The sequence below is a fragment of the Filifactor sp. genome (genome assembly GCF_057248345.1).
Genome location: NZ_DBHIIC010000015.1, coordinates 16,057 through 32,591 on the forward strand (window position 1 = coordinate 16,057; position 16,535 = coordinate 32,591).

General features: G+C 34.1%; 21 protein-coding genes and 2 tRNA genes. 12 read left to right on the forward strand and 11 right to left on the reverse strand.

Translation table 11 applies throughout. The features are described 5' to 3' along the window. Positions 1 to 27: 27 nt before the first annotated feature. The 4 genes from ACO5GE_RS04335 to ruvC form a co-directional block, all read right to left on the reverse strand. Positions 28 to 1,428: a SpoIID/LytB domain-containing protein gene (locus tag ACO5GE_RS04335; RefSeq protein ID WP_484829707.1), complete on the reverse strand. Its 1,401-nt coding sequence runs from the start codon at positions 1,426 to 1,428 to the stop codon at positions 28 to 30. A gap of 9 nt (positions 1,429 to 1,437) precedes the next feature. Next, entirely contained in the window at positions 1,438 to 2,451 is a 1,014-nt protein-coding gene (gene ruvB, locus ACO5GE_RS04340) for a Holliday junction branch migration DNA helicase RuvB (RefSeq protein WP_484829708.1), read from the reverse strand. Between the two features lie 37 nt (positions 2,452 to 2,488). Beyond that, a complete protein-coding gene (ruvA, locus tag ACO5GE_RS04345) occupies positions 2,489 to 3,085 on the reverse strand; it encodes a Holliday junction branch migration protein RuvA (RefSeq protein ID WP_484829709.1) in 597 nt (198 codons plus the stop codon). A gap of 80 nt (positions 3,086 to 3,165) precedes the next feature. After that, positions 3,166 to 3,657 (reverse strand): crossover junction endodeoxyribonuclease RuvC, encoded by a 492-nt coding sequence (gene ruvC, locus ACO5GE_RS04350; RefSeq protein ID WP_484829710.1) that lies wholly within the window; start codon positions 3,655 to 3,657, stop codon positions 3,166 to 3,168. Between the two features lie 322 nt (positions 3,658 to 3,979). Here ruvC and ACO5GE_RS04355 point away from each other — a divergent pair, with 322 nt between their 5' ends. The 12 genes from ACO5GE_RS04355 (at position 3,980) to atpC (ending at position 13,132) form a co-directional block, all read left to right on the forward strand. After that, on the forward strand, positions 3,980 to 4,831 hold the full coding sequence (locus tag ACO5GE_RS04355) for a stalk domain-containing protein (RefSeq protein ID WP_484829711.1): 852 nt from the start codon (positions 3,980 to 3,982) through the stop codon (positions 4,829 to 4,831). Between the two features lie 397 nt (positions 4,832 to 5,228). Next, positions 5,229 to 5,447, forward strand: a complete 219-nt coding sequence (locus ACO5GE_RS04360; RefSeq protein ID WP_484829712.1) for an AtpZ/AtpI family protein — start codon at positions 5,229 to 5,231, stop codon at positions 5,445 to 5,447. A 55-nt stretch (positions 5,448 to 5,502) separates the two neighbouring features. Further along, the gene (locus ACO5GE_RS04365) at positions 5,503 to 5,889 is read left to right on the forward strand and encodes an ATP synthase subunit I (protein ID WP_484829713.1); all 387 of its coding nucleotides are present in this window, start codon (positions 5,503 to 5,505) and stop codon (positions 5,887 to 5,889) included. Between the two features lie 28 nt (positions 5,890 to 5,917). After that, the gene (gene atpB, locus ACO5GE_RS04370) at positions 5,918 to 6,622 is read left to right on the forward strand and encodes a F0F1 ATP synthase subunit A (protein WP_484829714.1); all 705 of its coding nucleotides are present in this window, start codon (positions 5,918 to 5,920) and stop codon (positions 6,620 to 6,622) included. A gap of 51 nt (positions 6,623 to 6,673) precedes the next feature. Then, positions 6,674 to 7,468, forward strand: coding sequence for an ATP synthase F0 subunit C (atpE, locus tag ACO5GE_RS04375; protein WP_484829715.1), 795 nt, complete (start codon positions 6,674 to 6,676; stop codon positions 7,466 to 7,468). 73 nt (positions 7,469 to 7,541) lie between these two features. Then, positions 7,542 to 7,802, forward strand: coding sequence for an ATP synthase F0 subunit C (atpE, locus tag ACO5GE_RS04380; RefSeq protein ID WP_041250797.1), 261 nt, complete (start codon positions 7,542 to 7,544; stop codon positions 7,800 to 7,802). A gap of 45 nt (positions 7,803 to 7,847) precedes the next feature. Then, complete coding sequence (gene atpF, locus ACO5GE_RS04385) at positions 7,848 to 8,366, forward strand: F0F1 ATP synthase subunit B (protein WP_484829716.1); 519 nt, start codon at positions 7,848 to 7,850, stop codon at positions 8,364 to 8,366. Beyond that, entirely contained in the window at positions 8,354 to 8,899 is a 546-nt protein-coding gene (gene atpH, locus ACO5GE_RS04390) for an ATP synthase F1 subunit delta (protein WP_484829717.1), read from the forward strand. Before atpF ends, atpH begins: the two co-directional genes overlap by 13 nt. A gap of 15 nt (positions 8,900 to 8,914) precedes the next feature. Then, complete coding sequence (atpA, locus tag ACO5GE_RS04395) at positions 8,915 to 10,426, forward strand: F0F1 ATP synthase subunit alpha (protein WP_484829718.1); 1,512 nt, start codon at positions 8,915 to 8,917, stop codon at positions 10,424 to 10,426. A gap of 33 nt (positions 10,427 to 10,459) precedes the next feature. Beyond that, on the forward strand, positions 10,460 to 11,314 hold the full coding sequence (gene atpG, locus ACO5GE_RS04400; RefSeq protein WP_484829719.1) for an ATP synthase F1 subunit gamma: 855 nt from the start codon (positions 10,460 to 10,462) through the stop codon (positions 11,312 to 11,314). Positions 11,315 to 11,333: 19 nt separating this feature from the next. Next, on the forward strand, positions 11,334 to 12,731 hold the full coding sequence (gene atpD / locus ACO5GE_RS04405) for a F0F1 ATP synthase subunit beta (RefSeq protein ID WP_484829720.1): 1,398 nt from the start codon (positions 11,334 to 11,336) through the stop codon (positions 12,729 to 12,731). Between the two features lie 2 nt (positions 12,732 to 12,733). Then, positions 12,734 to 13,132: an ATP synthase F1 subunit epsilon gene (gene atpC, locus ACO5GE_RS04410; protein WP_484829721.1), complete on the forward strand. Its 399-nt coding sequence runs from the start codon at positions 12,734 to 12,736 to the stop codon at positions 13,130 to 13,132. Between the two features lie 302 nt (positions 13,133 to 13,434). Here the strand turns inward: atpC and ACO5GE_RS04415 are convergent, their stop codons facing one another. The 7 genes from ACO5GE_RS04415 to ACO5GE_RS04445 form a co-directional block, all read right to left on the reverse strand. Next, the gene (locus ACO5GE_RS04415) at positions 13,435 to 13,728 is read right to left on the reverse strand and encodes a hypothetical protein (RefSeq protein ID WP_484829722.1); all 294 of its coding nucleotides are present in this window, start codon (positions 13,726 to 13,728) and stop codon (positions 13,435 to 13,437) included. A gap of 85 nt (positions 13,729 to 13,813) precedes the next feature. Then, a tRNA-Phe gene (locus ACO5GE_RS04420) sits at positions 13,814 to 13,889 on the reverse strand. Positions 13,890 to 13,919: 30 nt separating this feature from the next. Beyond that, a tRNA-Ile gene (locus ACO5GE_RS04425) sits at positions 13,920 to 13,996 on the reverse strand. A gap of 352 nt (positions 13,997 to 14,348) precedes the next feature. After that, positions 14,349 to 14,576 (reverse strand): DUF3781 domain-containing protein, encoded by a 228-nt coding sequence (locus ACO5GE_RS04430; protein ID WP_484829725.1) that lies wholly within the window; start codon positions 14,574 to 14,576, stop codon positions 14,349 to 14,351. Positions 14,577 to 14,690: 114 nt separating this feature from the next. Next, the gene (locus tag ACO5GE_RS04435) at positions 14,691 to 15,095 is read right to left on the reverse strand and encodes a hypothetical protein (RefSeq protein ID WP_484829723.1); all 405 of its coding nucleotides are present in this window, start codon (positions 15,093 to 15,095) and stop codon (positions 14,691 to 14,693) included. 166 nt (positions 15,096 to 15,261) lie between these two features. Continuing rightward, positions 15,262 to 15,585: a hypothetical protein gene (locus ACO5GE_RS04440; protein ID WP_014262436.1), complete on the reverse strand. Its 324-nt coding sequence runs from the start codon at positions 15,583 to 15,585 to the stop codon at positions 15,262 to 15,264. 196 nt (positions 15,586 to 15,781) lie between these two features. Then, positions 15,782 to 16,246 carry a hypothetical protein gene (locus ACO5GE_RS04445; RefSeq protein ID WP_484829724.1) on the reverse strand — a complete coding sequence of 155 codons (465 nt, stop codon included), beginning with the start codon at positions 16,244 to 16,246 and terminating at the stop codon, positions 15,782 to 15,784. Between the last annotated feature and the right edge of the window lie 289 nt (positions 16,247 to 16,535).

A 16,535-nucleotide genomic window follows, 5' to 3' on the forward strand; every position in this document is an offset into this window, starting at 1 on the left:
TAGTTAAGTGGATGACAAACTCGCTTCTTATTTTACAATAACACCTTTAAAATAATAAGAGATAATGTCTTGATAGTTGTTCCCATTTTTTGCTATAATATTTGCACCGAATTGGCTCATCCCGACACCATGTCCAAAACCATGACCTATAATCACGATAGGGTCAGATGAAGTGACTTGTATCAGACCGCTTGGTAGGAATATTGGCGAGGATGATTTTTTGTTTAACAAGTTACTTAAATCTGCAAAAATAGCATCTAAATCATTCGATAAAGTTCTTGGTGAGGCTGTATTGTCTGCAAAATCAAAATACATACTTTTGATTGCAGTGTTTCCAATCAGTCTTCTAAAAGATTCTTTTGTAAAACTTTTATTTCCTGATGTGCCATAGATTGTCAATTTTTTTACACGCCCATTTTCTGTCCTTTCATCAATGGAGATTTGCTTAATTGTTCCGACAGATTGACCGGAACGAGACAGGATTCCTTCGAGTTTTGATTTGCTGATAGAATAGGTCCAAGTTGCATAAGAACCGTTGCTTGAAAAGGAATCGTTTACTCCTACCAGATAAGGTTTGGTCATTCCCCAAATATTTTCACTGCTCTCTGTTTGTCCACCACTTTCTGAATGGAAGAAGAGAGATGCGATTTCTCCATTGTAGTATCCGAGTTCTCCGTTTGTGTCATCTACTGCACGATTTGTTCTTTGATCTTCAGCGGCAATTCCTCCGTATACCTGAGAGGTAGTTGTGGTATCCAAATCAAATCCATATTTTTTGAATTTACCCATATTTGTGATGGTAAAGTTTCGAGAACAAATTGCCTGTGCCTTAAGAGCATCCATTTCCCACTCAGGAGGAATCTCTTTTGGTAATACACCATAGAGGTAATCTTGTAGACCTATATAGTTGATTGCAGTCAAAGAAGAGTTGTTTGATATAAGTTCCAATTCTCCACGATACTCTTGTTTCTCTATTTTAAAACGATTTTTTGGAGAAGATAGAGTAATGTTTTGTTTAGGAGCAAAGGCAAATAGAATGGAGTCATTTTGTTTTACAAGTACTACAGGGATAGAAAGATTGTTTTTATTAGATTGAGTTGCGCTAAAATAGGAATCCTTGTAATAACATGCAAAACTTGTAGAAGAGGCTTTCTCTGCTTCTTTTTCTGTGGAATACGAGCCGTTAAGAGTGACAAAACCGAGCTCTACCCGATTAGCAGTCCGATTAGAAGAAAAAATCGGAACAGAGTTTTGGTTTAATTGTACTTGGTCGATATTTACAGAATAATTATTTTTAGCACCGGATGCATACTTCAATCCAATTCTAACTTTATAACCATTGTCATAATTGTTATTTGCAAAACTTACTGTATCGTTACATAACACTAATACCATCAAGATGAGTAGTATTCTGTATCTTTGTTTCATAATAATCTCCTATTTTTTATCAGATATTTCAAAACCGAAATGACGATAAGATTGTTCTGTAGCAATTCTCCCTCGAGGCGTACGATTTAAAAAACCTTTTTGGATAAGGTAAGGTTCATACACTTCTTCTACAGTTTCTCTGTCCTCTCCGATAGAGGCTGTTAATGTTTCAATTCCAACAGGTCCTCCCGAGAATTTCTGTATAATACTACATAGTATTTTTTTATCTACAACATCCAATCCTTGTTCATCTACTTCAAAAACAAGTAAAGCCTCTTGTGTGATTTCAAGAGAAATATTTCCATCTCCTTTTACTTGTGCATAATCCCTTACTCTTTTCAATAGACGGTTTGCAATTCGTGGTGTACCTCTCGAGCGTTTTGCGATTTCTTCAGCTGCCTGCTCTTCGATATAGATTTCTAAAATTTGTGCAGAACGAGAAATAATTTTTTTCAGATTTTTTGTAGAGTACAACTCTAAATTTAAGATGACGCCGAAACGATCTCTTAAAGGAGAAGTTAACATCCCGCTTCGTGTCGTTGCACCTATCAATGTAAATTTCGGCAAATCAATTCGAATTGAACGTGCTGATGGTCCTTTTCCTATAATGATATCAAGACATCTATCTTCCATTGCAGGATATAAAATTTCTTCTACAGTGCGATTCAATCGATGAATTTCGTCTATAAACAGTACATCTCCGTCAGACAGATTTGTCAAAATTGCAGCAAGATCTCCTGATTTTTCAATTGCAGGGCCTGAGGTAATTTTGATATTGGAACTCATTTCATTTGCAATGATATAAGACAAAGTTGTTTTTCCAAGTCCGGGAGGACCGTAAAGCAATACATGGTCTAATGATTCACCGCGAAGTCGAGCTGCTTGGATAAAAATATCCAGTTGTGATTTTACTTTATCTTGACCAATGTACTCATCTAATGTACGTGGTCGTAGTGAATAGTCCGTTTCAATATCTTTTGTTTGAAAAGACGAACTAATCAATCTTTCATTATCTTCAAACATAAAAGTCTCCATTCTATTTTATTATTTCAACACTCTATTAAACTTTACTCAGCTTAGAAAGTGAAAGTGAAATCAGTTCATCAAGAGATTGAACTGTATGTTCCTGTTTCACTTTTTGAACGGCATCGTAAGATTCATTTTTAGAAAATCCCAAACTTACAAGCGCATCTATCGTGTCGTCTTCTATTTGGTTAACAGGAGCTACTGTATCTATAATGTTATTCTCAATTTCAAAATATGAAATTTTATCCTTTAATTCCAATACAATTCGTTCCGCCGTTTTTTTTCCAAGTCCGGAGACTTTAGAAAGTTTTTCAATATTTGCAGTGACAATATAAGATTTGATTTGATCGACTTGATAAGTTGATAGAATAGACAATCCTACTTTTGGTCCGATTTTTGATACGGACGTCAGTTGTTCAAACAGTTCCTTTTCTGATTTTTCAAAGAATCCTACCAAAGAGATATTATCTTCTCGAACAATCATTTTTGTATAGAGTTTGATAGTTGAATGTTGTTTACAATGTTTCAGTGTATTTTTCGAAACCTGAATTTCATATCCAACTCCGTTACAAACCAGCAAAATGCTGTCTAAAGTCAGCTCTTCAATTTCCCCATATAATAGTCCTATCATTTAATATACTCCTTTTGTATCTATAAGTAAGTCTTTTGAAATCTTTGTTGTAAGTTTATGAAGGGAAGAATGTATTACTATCAAACTTGAAACAACTTTGAAAATCGACTTGTATGACAATGGTTTGTAGCAATTGCTAACGCATCTGCTGTGTCGTCAGGTTTCGGTACATCTTTTAAACGCAATGTTGTTTTTACCATATTTTGAACTTGTTCTTTGGGGGCTCTTCCATATCCACAAATTCCCTGTTTCACTTGTAATGGAGTGTACTCATAAACAGGAATATCGTGCTCTTTAGCAGCAAGTAACATAACTCCTCGAGCTTGTGCAACATCGATGACTGTCTTTGCATTTTTAAAAAAGAACAACTCTTCGATGGCAATTTCTTCAACATGATATTTTTTGATTAAAAAGCAAAGTCCTCTATAAATTTGTTGTATTCTATCTACAAACGGTTCTTTTGCATCTGTTTCAATACTTCCATAATCAATGACACGAAATGAGGTTCCGTTGTATTCTAGAATCCCATATCCGACAATTGCATATCCCGGATCAATTCCTAAAACAATCACAATTTTCCCTTCCTTATTGTACTTCATTATTATATATTATTTAAATAGCAACGAAATCAACTTCCAAAATTTTGAAGATAGAAAGTTCGTTCAATTTGTTAAACTGAAAAAATAAAAACTACCCATTATTATATCATAACTAAACACAGTTGTCTTATGATGTGTCTATTTTTACAGTTGTGTGTATTTCTATACTTAAATATTGTAAAATACGGGATATATTTTTCTTAATTGTAACTTTGCTGTAATTCACATTTTCAAAAATTTGTTGTATGATTGATATAGGCAAACAGCCATAAATTAAATTAGGAGGGATTTTATTATGAAGTTTGAAAAAATTGCAGTCGTAGCAATGGCAGCTGTTATTGGAGTGACATCATTTTCGTTTGGGGCAGGACTGTTTCAAAATAAAAAAGTGAGTTATGCGATTAACATGATTGCTAACGGAGCACCTTACACGGTACAAAATCAAGCGTTGAAACCATTTGCAACAGATGATGGATACACTTATTTGTCTGTAAGATCTCTAAGTGAGTTAGGTTTGGTTGATATCAGTTGGGATGGACCTACCAAAACTGTAACCGTACGTGCGAAACAAACAGAAGATCCTGTTGCAGTTGCACAATTGAATCAAAGAGTAGTACAGTTGACCAATGAAAATATAATTTTAAAGAGAGAAAACGAAGCATTGAAATCTAAAACATCCTCCGGCAAATCAAGCAGTTCTTCTGGAAAATCTTCCGGAACGGAATTGTTAAAAGATATATCCTCCGGTGATAGAAGAACTTTAGAAAGAGATATTAGCAGTGACTTGAAAAATGTAAAAATCTCTACTCGTGAGTATTCTAATCGTTTGACCTTTGATCCGGATGTAAGAATCAGCGGGAATCGTGTGAAATTGACATTGACAGCGAGAGAACAGTTAGATTCTGTTGAATGGAACGATGTACTAAAAGGAAGAAGAAGCAGTTATTTAGAAGAAGAGTTCTCCGATGAAGCAAAAGACAATGTAATCAGTGTTGTAAAAGATTCTTTGAAAAAATATTATGACTATGAAATTGAAGTATCTTTCCAAGCTTCTAAAACAGATAGCAACAAAGATATGAAAGAAATTGCAACAGCAAGCTATAGAGAATCAAGTGATAGATATAAATGTTATATTTCTAAATACTAATATTGTTAATATGAAATACCGGAACAGAACAACATTGTTCCGGTATTTTTTGGATAGAGAAACAGATGATTTTTTTATTTCCAAACAGTTAGAAAAACTTTTTTTATTGTTGAATTTATGGTATGATACAGTTAGTATTATGAATAGTTAGATTACTTCCATTCCTATATTGGGTATATTTTTCAAAATACTTAATCTTATTGTAAATAAAATAAACTGAAAATACTAACAATCTTATTAGGAGCGCAAGTAACATATTCTAAAATTTTTGTTTTTTTACATATTTGTAGATAGAAATATTTGTGAATGTGTAGTATAATGACTACCATACGTAAATATTTCTAAATGACGAGTAACAACAAAATAGAAGTAGAGTTTTGTTGGACTGGAGGAAAAGATGAAGAATAGCATAAAAAAAGAAATTTTATCTCTACTTTCTCTTTTGACGCAACTTGGAGTGTCTTTTCTTTTTCCGATCCTTATGATGATTTATCTGTCAAAGTATTTGGAGGAGCGTTACAGTTTTTCTCATTCTTGGATGATTTTCTTTCTATTGATTGGATTGTGTGCAGGAGTGTTAAATACTTACAAGTTGTTGAGACGATTTACGAAATAGTGAATTACAATATCTTTGCTTTAGGCTAAATTTTACAGTATTAGAGGTGATTTTTTTGAGAGAAGACGTATTGAAATTTCAGTTGAAATTGGGCATTCAAACTATTATGCTTGCGATTGTGGTTTCAGTAGTAGTCTTTTTTTTTACAAATTCCGGAAACAAAATAATACCCGGTATATTCTTAGGGACCTTTATTTCTCTGCTTAACTTTAGACAAATGGCGATTGGTTTTGAAAAAGCAGTATGTATGGAAGAATCTAGAGCAAAAAGATATGGAACCATTCAGTATGGGATTCGCTTTTTGACTGTGACTGTTGTTTTGTTTTTGTCCGCTCGCTCTCCTTATGTAAATGTAGTTGGAGTTATAATAGGTTTGTTTCTTTTGAAAGCAGTCATTTTGGGTAGCAATTTTCTAAAATTTATTTTTAGAGATTCTATATAATGTTTGTTGGGAAGGAGGAATAGTAAAAATGGAAAATAGTTTTGGGCCATTTATATTTTATGAAACGTCTTTTGGGTTAAAAATCACGGAGACATTGGTGGTTAGTTGGATTATCATAGGAATCTTAATCTTATCATCGTACTTATTAACAAGGAATTTGAAAAAAGTTCCAACCGGTGTTCAAAACATTCTTGAACTGCTGGTAGGAAGTGTGTATTCTTTAGTAGAAAGCACCATGGGAGCAGACCATATTTATTTTGCACCGTATATTGGAACTTTGATGCTCTATATTGCAGCTGCAAATCTATGTGGGTTGACAGGATTTATGAGACCTCCTACTGCTGATTTGAATACTACGTTCGGACTGGCGCTCATTACTTTCTTTATGTGTCACATTAAAGGAGTTCAATCTAAGGGAATAAAGGCTTATTTGAAAGGATTTACAGAACCGTTTTTTCTATTGACACCAATCAATCTTATTGGCGAAATTGCAAATCCTATTTCATTATCCTTTCGTCTCTTTGGAAACCTTGTGGGTGGATTGATTATTATGAGTTTGGTTTATGGTGCATTATCATCCCTATCATCTATTCTCTTTGGTTGGAATGTACCAATTTTACAATTAGGTTTTCCGGTAATTCTCCACATGTATTTTGATGTATTTGCCGGATTGTTACAAACGTTTATTTTTGGAATGTTGACGATGGTATATATCTCCAGTTCTATGGAATAATATTTTCGAATTATTTTTTTAATCCTCATTAAGAAAGGAGTGGAATGTATATTGAATCAAACAGACTTTATCAATCAGTTTTTTAGTTGGTTAATGACATTTGATAGAAGAGCACTTATCTTTTCAGCATCTGCAATAGGCGTTGGATTAGCGATGATTGCAGGAATTGGACCGGGAATAGGGCAGGGTTATGCAGCCGGAAAAGCTGCTCAAGCTGTTGGAGAAAATCCAAGTAGCCAGAAACAAGTAACGTTGGTTATGTTGTTAGGTTCAGCAGTTGCAGAAACCTCAGGTATTTTATCTTTAATTATTGCACTCATGTTGTTGTTTGGTAATCCTCTAGTAAAAATTGAGGGGAATACACTTATATTAATGGCATCTGCAATAGGAGTAGGTTTGGCAATGATTGCAGGACTTGGTCCCGGAATTGGACAAGGATATGCTGCCGGAAGAGGTGCAGAGGCTGTTGGAGAAAATCCCAATGGTCAAAGACAGGTTACATTGGTGATGTTGCTTGGATCAGCAGTTGCAGAAACATCAGGTATCCTATCTTTGGTAGTAGCTCTACTGTTGTTATATGGAAATCCCTTAATTAAAGTGGAAGGGAAAGCGATTGTTTTAATGGCTTCTGCGATAGGTGCCGGATTTGCAATGATTGCCGGTATCGGTTCTGCTGTAGGACAAGGGTATGCGGCAGGAAAGGCAACTGAGGCTTGTGGGAAACGGCCGAAGTACCAGCAACTGATTATGAAAGCGATGTTTATCGGTCAAGCGGTTGCACAAGCATCTTCTATTTTCGCGTTGATTATTGCGTTAATATTGTTGCTTGCAAACCCTTTAGTTTAGATTTTCGTATTATAATAATTCTTATATTGATATAAATTATAACAAATAGTTAATTTTTAAGGAGGAAAATGAAATGCAAGGAATTACAGGACAAGATTTAATTTATGCGTGTTCAGCTATTGGAGCAGGATTAGCAATGATTGCCGGTATTGGCCCTGGAATTGGACAAGGCTATGCGGCTGGTAAGGGGGCTGAAGCTGTAGGAAGACAACCCGAAGCACAAGGTGATATCATCAAAACAATGCTTTTAGGAGCTGCTGTTGCAGAAACAACAGGTATTTATGGACTTATTATTGCTTTAATATTGATCTTTGTGAAACCGTTTACAAGCTAATCATTTTTTAGTTTAGAATCAAATAAACGAAGAGGAGGTAAGCTTTTGAATTTCATAAAAGATGGACTGGTAAGTTTAGGTGGATGGCAAGTATTATTCACAATCTTAAATACATTCATTCTATATTTGGGACTAAAACATTTTTTGTTTGAACCGGTTAAAAAAATGATGGATGAAAGAACGGCGAGTATACAAGGACAATTAGATTCTGCAAAACGCACTGAAGAACTCGCAAATGAAACTTACGAGCAGTATAAGGAAAAAATAAAAGATGCAAAAGAAGAGGGTGCTAATTTAATTCTCGAAGCTCGTCATAATGCACAACTTCAGTATGATGATATTGTGAAAAGTGCCCGAATAGAAGCAGAATCTATTAAGAAGAAAAGTGAAGAAGACATCCTCAGAGAGAAAGAAAAAGTGATGGATGGAATGAAAGATGAAATTGGGGAAATGGCCATCCTCATTGCAGAAAAGGTAATCAAAAAGAATATAGAACCGAAGATTCAGGAAGAATTGATTGATGAATTAATTCAAAATGTAGGTGATTCACAATGGCGGAAATAGCAATCAATCGGTATGTTGACTCTTTATATGAGATAGCACAAGAGGAGCATATAGAGCAAGAACTGTTAGATCAGTTAACTAAGGTTGTAGATGTCTTTTTACAAAACGAAGATTTTTATCATATTCTGAGAAGTGATTTTTATAAAAAAGAAGAGAAGAAGAATTTACTGTCAGAGATTTTTTCAGGAAAACTTCATGAGTATCTCTTGAACTTTATTAAAATACTGATTGATAATGGAAGAATCGCTATGATAGAGGACATTAAAGACACCTATAAAAAGCGATATTATCATGATGAAAACATCAGAGAATTTGAAGTAATTACATCGATTCCGATGACTTCGACTCAAAAAGATAATTTGATATCACAACTGAAAAAAATGGTGCAAGCAAAAGAGGTTTATTTGATAAATCATGTTGATCCTGACATTATAGGTGGAATGAAATTGAAATCGAATGATGTGGAATTGGATCAAAGTATTACAACAATGCTGAAACAAATGAAACAACAATTACAAAGAAAGATGATTTAGAAGGGCGGTGAACCTATGGATATTAGACCTGATGAGATTAGTACTCTGATTAAAGAGAGAATTAAAAACTATGGATATAATGCTCACTTCAAAGATGTAGGAAAAGTATTAGAAGTAGGCGATGGAATCGCAAAAATAAGTGGTTTGGAAGATTGTATGTCCGGAGAAATTTTGGAATTTGAAAATGGAATTTATGCAATGGCTTTGAACTTAGAAGAAAGTTCTGTTGGTGCAGTTATGCTGGGTTCAGATAAAGGAATCAAAGAAGGCGATACTGTTAAAAGAACAGGTAATGTTGTACAAGTTCCTGTTGGAGAACAGTTGTTAGGTAGGGTAGTAAATGCATTGGGAGAACCGATTGATGGAAAAGGCCCTATTTTGACAAAAGAGTATATGCCAATTGAAAGAAAAGCGGCTGGAATTATTGAAAGAGAAAAAGTAAGTGAGCCTTTACAAACCGGAATTAAAGCGATTGACTCTATGATACCGATTGGAAGAGGGCAAAGAGAGCTTATTATCGGAGACCGTCAAACAGGAAAGACGACAATAGCAATTGATACCATATTAAATCAAAAAGGAAAAGATGTTATCTGTGTGTATGTTGCGATTGGTCAAAAATTATCTACTGTAGTACAAATAGTAGAAACTTTAGAAAAACAGGGAGCTTTGGATTACACAATTGTTGTTGCGGCGACAGCTTCTGAGTTGGCACCATTGCAATATATTGCGCCATATTCCGGATGTACTATGGGCGAGTATTTTATGGATAGAGGAAAACATGTATTGTGCGTTTATGATGATTTATCCAAGCATGCGGTTGCTTATCGTACACTGTCATTATTACTTAGAAGACCTCCGGGAAGAGAGGCATATCCGGGAGATGTATTCTATTTACATTCAAGATTATTGGAAAGAGCTGCAAAAATGTCGAAAGAGAAGGGTGGCGGATCTTTAACTGCTCTACCTATCATCGAAACTCAGGCTGGGGATGTTTCTGCATATATTCCAACTAATGTTATCTCGATTACAGATGGACAAATTTTCTTAGAAACTGAGTTGTTCCACTCCGGTATTCGTCCGGCTGTAAATCCCGGGATTTCCGTATCACGTGTAGGAGGAAGTGCTCAATTGAAGCCGATGAAGAAAGTTTCAGGGACATTACGTTTGGACTATTCTCAATACAGAGAGTTGCAAGCATTTTCTCAATTCGGTTCAGATTTAGATGCTGACACAAAGGCACGTTTGGATCGTGGCGAGCGTATTGTTGAAATTTTGAAACAAGGACAAGCTTCTCCTCTTTCTGTATCAGAACAAGTTATCATTATTTATGCTGCAAACAAAGGCTATTTGAAAGAAATAAATATAAAAGATATTCCTGAATTTGAAAAAGAATTGTTTAGATTTTTAGAAGGTTCCTATCCAAATCTAGGAAAATCTATGATAGAACACAATGATATTACTAAGGAAGATGAAGAACTGTTGCATAAAGCATTATCTGAATTTGTAGAAAAATTTAAAAACAGATAAAAGCCTCAGTTATTGAAGGGAAAGGAGGTCTTTATGGCAACAGGAATGAAAGACATAAAAAATAGAATTATCAGTGTGGAAAACACTATGCAAATTACAAAAGCGATGGAGCTTGTTGCATCTTCCAAACTTAGAAAAGCAAAGGATAAAGCAGAGAAATCCAAACCTTTTTTCGATATTTTGTACGACACGATGGTAAGAATTGCTTCAACAAAAAGAAAGCAATTATCTTCTGTTTATGTAAAACCTAGAGAAGAAAAAAAAGCGGGATTTGTTATCATTGGAGGAGATAAAGGCTTAGCAGGAGGATATAATACCAATATTTTTCGAAAAGCAGAAGAAAAGATGGCCGGAAGACAAGTTTGTGTGTTACCAATTGGAAAAAAAGCGTATGAACACTTTCGGAGAAAAGGATATCCTATTGTAAAAAGATTTGAAAACATTCCGGAAGAAGTTGAAAAAGTACATGTGTTGGATATTGTGGATACAGTGATAGAACTGTATAAAAACAGAGAAATTGATGAGTTGTATGTAATTTATACAGAGTTTGTATCTGCATTGACACAGGTTGTAAGGATAAAAAAATTACTTCCTCTATATCTGAAACCTCGAGAATTAGAAGAAGAATATGAAACTGTTCAGTATGATCCTTCGCCAACAGCAGTGTTCGATAATATTGTACCTCTTTATTTGGAAGGGATTTTCTATGCAGCTGCACTGGAATCTTATGCATCCGAACAAGGTGCTAGAAGAGTTGCGATGGAGTCTGCAACCGATAATGCGAAAGAAATGATAGAACAGCTGAATTTGCAATATAACAGGGCTCGTCAATGGAACATTACACAAGAACTTTCTGAAATTGTTTCTGGTGCAGAAGCGCTTAAGTAAAGAATAGAAGGAGAAGTTTATGATTCAACAAAATATAGGAAAAGTAGTGCAAATTATCGGGGCGGTATTAGATATACGCTTTGATGCTGAGCATTTACCAAGCTTGAAAAATGCGATTATCATCAAAAATGGGGATCAAGAGATAGTGGTAGAAGTAGCGCAACATATTGGAGAAGATATGGTACGTTGTATAGCTATGAGTTCTACTGATGGGTTGGTTCGCGGAATGGATGCGATTGACACTGGGGGAGCTATTTCTGTTCCAGTTGGAAAAAATACATTAGGAAGAATTTTCAATCTTTTGGGAGAACCGATTGATGAGGCTGGAGATTTGGAAGAAGGGGAAAGATGGCCGATTCATAGAGATCCTCCTGTATACGAAGAACAACAGACAAATGCTGAGATTTTAGAAACCGGAATCAAAGTTATCGATTTGATTTGTCCTTATCAAAAGGGTGGTAAAATCGGTTTGTTTGGTGGAGCCGGAGTTGGTAAAACAGTAATTATTATGGAGTTGATTAATAATATTGCCAAACAACATGGTGGTCTATCCGTATTCACAGGTGTTGGAGAAAGAACCAGAGAAGGAAATGACCTATATTATGAAATGAAAGAATCCGGAGTTTTGGATAAGACAGCATTGGTGTTCGGACAAATGAATGAACCGCCCGGAGCAAGAATGAGAGTAGGTTTGACGGGACTTACTATGGCGGAATATTTTAGAGATAAAGCCGGACAAGATGTATTGTTGTTCATTGATAATATTTTCAGATTTACACAAGCAGGTTCTGAAGTTTCTGCGCTCCTAGGACGTATGCCTTCAGCTGTAGGATATCAGCCGACATTGGCAACAGAGATGGGAGCGTTGCAAGAGAGAATTACTTCGACACAAAAAGGTTCTATCACTTCAGTGCAGGCTGTATATGTACCTGCAGATGACTTGACAGACCCTGCGCCTGCAACGACATTTGCCCACTTGGATGCAACAACTGTTTTGTCACGTCAAATTGCATCTCTTGGAATCTACCCTGCTGTAGATCCATTAGATTCCACATCAAGAATTTTATCTCCGGAAGTAGTAGGGGAAGAACACTACGAGGTTGCCAGAGGAGTACAGTCCATTTTACAAAAAATGAAAGACTTGCAAGATATTATTGCAATTTTGGGGATGGATGAATTGTCTGAAGAAGATAAAATTATTGTATCTCGTGCAAGAAAGGTTCAAAGATTTTTGTCTCAACCGTTCAGTGTCGCTGAACAATTTACAGGGATGGTAGGAAAATATGTCCCTGTTAGTGAAACAATTCGTGGATTTCGTGAAATTTTGGAAGGGAAACACGATGATGTTCCTGAATCAGCTTTTTTGTTTGTAGGAACTATAGAAGAAGCAGTTGAAAAGGGTAAAAAGGAGGAATAGTTATGCCAACATTCCGCCTAAAAATTGTAACTCCGGAAAAAATATTTTGGGATGGAGATGTAGATCTTGTTGTGGTACATACTACAGAAGGTGATATTGGGATTAAAGCTAACCATGTCAACTATATCTCACGACTAGACATCGGAAAAATTAAAATTCAGATTGGAAAAGAAAAAAAAGAAGCCTCTATTTCAAGAGGGATGGTTCTTGTTTCACAAGATTGTACCACAATTGTAGCAGCTAATGCAGAGTGGCCTGAGGACATTGATGTTCAAAGAGCTATGACTTCAAAGCAAAAAGCTGAACAGCAATTACAACAGTACAAACGTGGAGATAAAGAATTCTATACTGCCGCTGTGCATTTGAAAAAGGCCATGGTCAGAATGAGTTTAAAGAAATAGAGATTGTTTTTAAAATATCTGTTAAGAGAGATACACTATACCCTTAACAGATATTTTTTATTTTTAAGAAATTATAAATATTTTAAAAACTCATTTATAGGAAAAAGTATATTTACTGATGATTTATGATAAGTTAAGGAAAGAGTTTTATATAATATGAGATTTTTATAAAAAACACACCTGTATTTATCCGATGAAATATTGGATAAATACAGGTGTAAATATAGATAAATTTTGATTTTGTGAATTTATTTCACATCTATTATGAAATAACAGTATCATTTTTACTATCGTTCGATCTTTTATAGAGAATATGAAATATTTTTAATAAAAAGACGTTCAACACCTAAGAAACTACCATAGCCAATAGAAATAGTGTCAGTTGTTACTTCTAAAGAATCACATACGTGGAAAGTAACACCTTCTTCTGTGACTTTATTAAAAACAATATTAGAGTTATTTGATTTAGGAGAAATTATAAAGTCTCCATAAGTGGTACAACACATTCTTCTTTTGATTGGTTCGATATAAAGATCAGTTAAGTTTTTTTTGTTGATGTATGCTTTCGCATCTGCATCAAGTTCAATTTTCCACATAGTACATACTTCCTTTCGTTAAGAATTTAAAACATATAAAGAAAGATTTTTTTACCGTGATTAGAGATAAAAAAATCTTTCCAATTGGTGCCCAGAGGCGGAATCGAACCACCGACACGAGGATTTTCAGTCCTCTGCTCTACCGACTGAGCTATCTGGGCACAGGTAAAATTGATACATCTTCATAAAAATGGTGGGCTTAGCAAGACTCGAACTTGCGACCTCACGCTTATCAGGCGTGCGCTCTAACCTGCTGAGCTATAAGCCCCTGAACATATTCTTTATGCTATATGATTCTAACAGTCAAAACAGAAAAAGTCAACAAAAACATTGAAATTATCGTAGACAACTTGATTATCATGGAGAATTGGTTTGAAAGATTTTTAATATATAAGTTATTGTATAAAATGAGTCGAATTTTAATCATTTTGTATAGCGGTTGTATCGTTTTCTTTGTGTTTGTGCTACAGTCTTTAATAAAATCTTAGAATAACCCCAATTTATATTAAAATCTAATTGATATTCCATAAATTTGAAAAAATGCTCTGTTGAAATGTTGTCATTATTGAAGTAAGCAAAAATATAGTTGTGAATCATTAAACTATGAATTGTACATTAAATTATGACAGTGAGCAAACGGAAGAGATAATAATATTTGTTTGTTCTAAGAGTTTATTTGGTATTGTGAGCGGTAATGATTGTGTAGCTGTATGAAGGGTTATTTTGATGCCAACTGCTTCACAATACCAAATTTTACCTTGTTTATAAATCAAACAATCTTTATTTAAAATTTTGTTTTTACAGTACTCAACTACATCCTGTACATCAAACTTTAGGTTTCTTTTGATTCTCTAAACTTCCGTTTCTGTAGTATGAATTTTCTTGATATTTTCAAACAATATTTTTTTACCGGGTGTTGATTTTTCAGATTTATTGTTAATCGTTGGTGTGTTTGTCAGAGTTCAATTATTTTTGTGTTTTTTAATCAGCAAACTCTCCATCATAACAGAAACCAAAGCGGTAGGATTGATGACAAAATTTTTATCTGTGATTTTTTTGTTAAAGAAAGAAACCGATTTGTCGTGGTCAAGAATTTTATTTATGGATAAATACTGTTCAATTTCATCAAGCAAAAAAGCGGTTTGTTTGAGTTTTTCATCAGAAAAATTATTTGCATAATGAATGCTTTTCATGGTTCGTTTCAATTTTGTGTTAGGATATGTTTTTTGAAACACAATCTTTAATGTCAAAATAATATCATGGAATGTTTGATTTTCCAAATGATCAAAGTTGCTCTCAGATAAAATGTTTTTATCACATAAGCTTTTGATTAGTTCTATAGATTGCTGTTTCAAATCAACCGTCATTTTTAAACTCCCTATTTTTATTTTGTAATCATGTGTTTCGTTTCATTCATTTTTTGTAAATTGAGGATTCTCCTTGTTTCAAGATGTTCGTATGTATAAAAGCAGTAGATTTGTTTCTTGTTTTTTGGATATTCGTATCTTATTTTATTTTATGGAAGAGTGAGTATCAGCCACGCCAAGCATAATACATCCCTTGATTGGCGGAACGATTGATGTTTTCGGTATTCATCCAATGATACTTATTTTTAATCCATTGTTTTCCACGGTGTTGCAGTTCCTTATTTGCATCTTCATTCTTGTAATCATAATTACTATAGAAATAGTTTTCAATGTCGTTTCTTGTTTGTTCAATGTAACTTACAATAGAAATTTTTTCATCATTAGAAATATCGGGGTAGAGCTCTTCGATTATTTCGATGATTGGTCTGTGGAAATTTTTGCCAAATTCCAGAGACGAACTATAGACTGTATTTAAAATTTGTTCATCCATACCCTTCATCTCCATTATAATATTGGAATTTCCTCTACATAATTATAATTTGCACAATTGTTTATAGATTGTTTCGCTCCGGGAAATTCGTCAGTTTTATTGCTTCGATATTTTTAATATTCTTCAATACATTTAGGGGATGTCCTATTGACGATTTATCATTCTCAAATCGTTTGAATAAGATAATGCAGATGTTCTATAAACCTTTTTTGAAAAAATTACGAAATTCTGCAACTTCAGAGCCGGATTGTGTGATTGCTACTGAATGTTTTGCACCCTTAGTAATTCCGGGAGCATAGGTAATAGGTTCAAATTGAAATGAAAATTTTTCATTATATACTCTGCAATACCCTAAACGAGTTTCGGTGTTACTTCCGTTATCTTTATTAAATACGATAGGGTTATCGTATTCACTTAAATCAGGACTAACAGCAATTACAACAACTTCTCCTTCTTTATATCCTACAATAAAGTTACTGTGTTCTGTAATTTCAACAATGACTGCATTGGTGTAATTTTCCATGTGGCAATAAATTAATTTATAGTCATCTCCATTAGGCATGTTAACATTGAATATTTCTCTCATCCGTGCTTTGTTTTCTCTATTCTCTTCGTCGCTTGCTCCTAAAAAAGCTTTCTTAGCGAAATCCATAAGTCTCATAGTTTTACTCTCCTTTAAAGCTTAGTTTGCGATTACTATTTATTTTAATATCAACTACCATTATATATTGTATTCTTTTTAATATGAATTACAAGTGATATCCTTAAGTTAAGATAGAAAATTTAAATTTTTAAAGATGAAACACTCTAATACAAAATGAAACTATACCTAAAATTATTTGTTTGTAGTCCTACTTGTTTGGAATAATAAAGTGAGAATTGAACAAAAAAAGAGAAAAAAGAATTGACAAGAAGAAAAAGATATGATAAATTAAACACACCATTGAGGT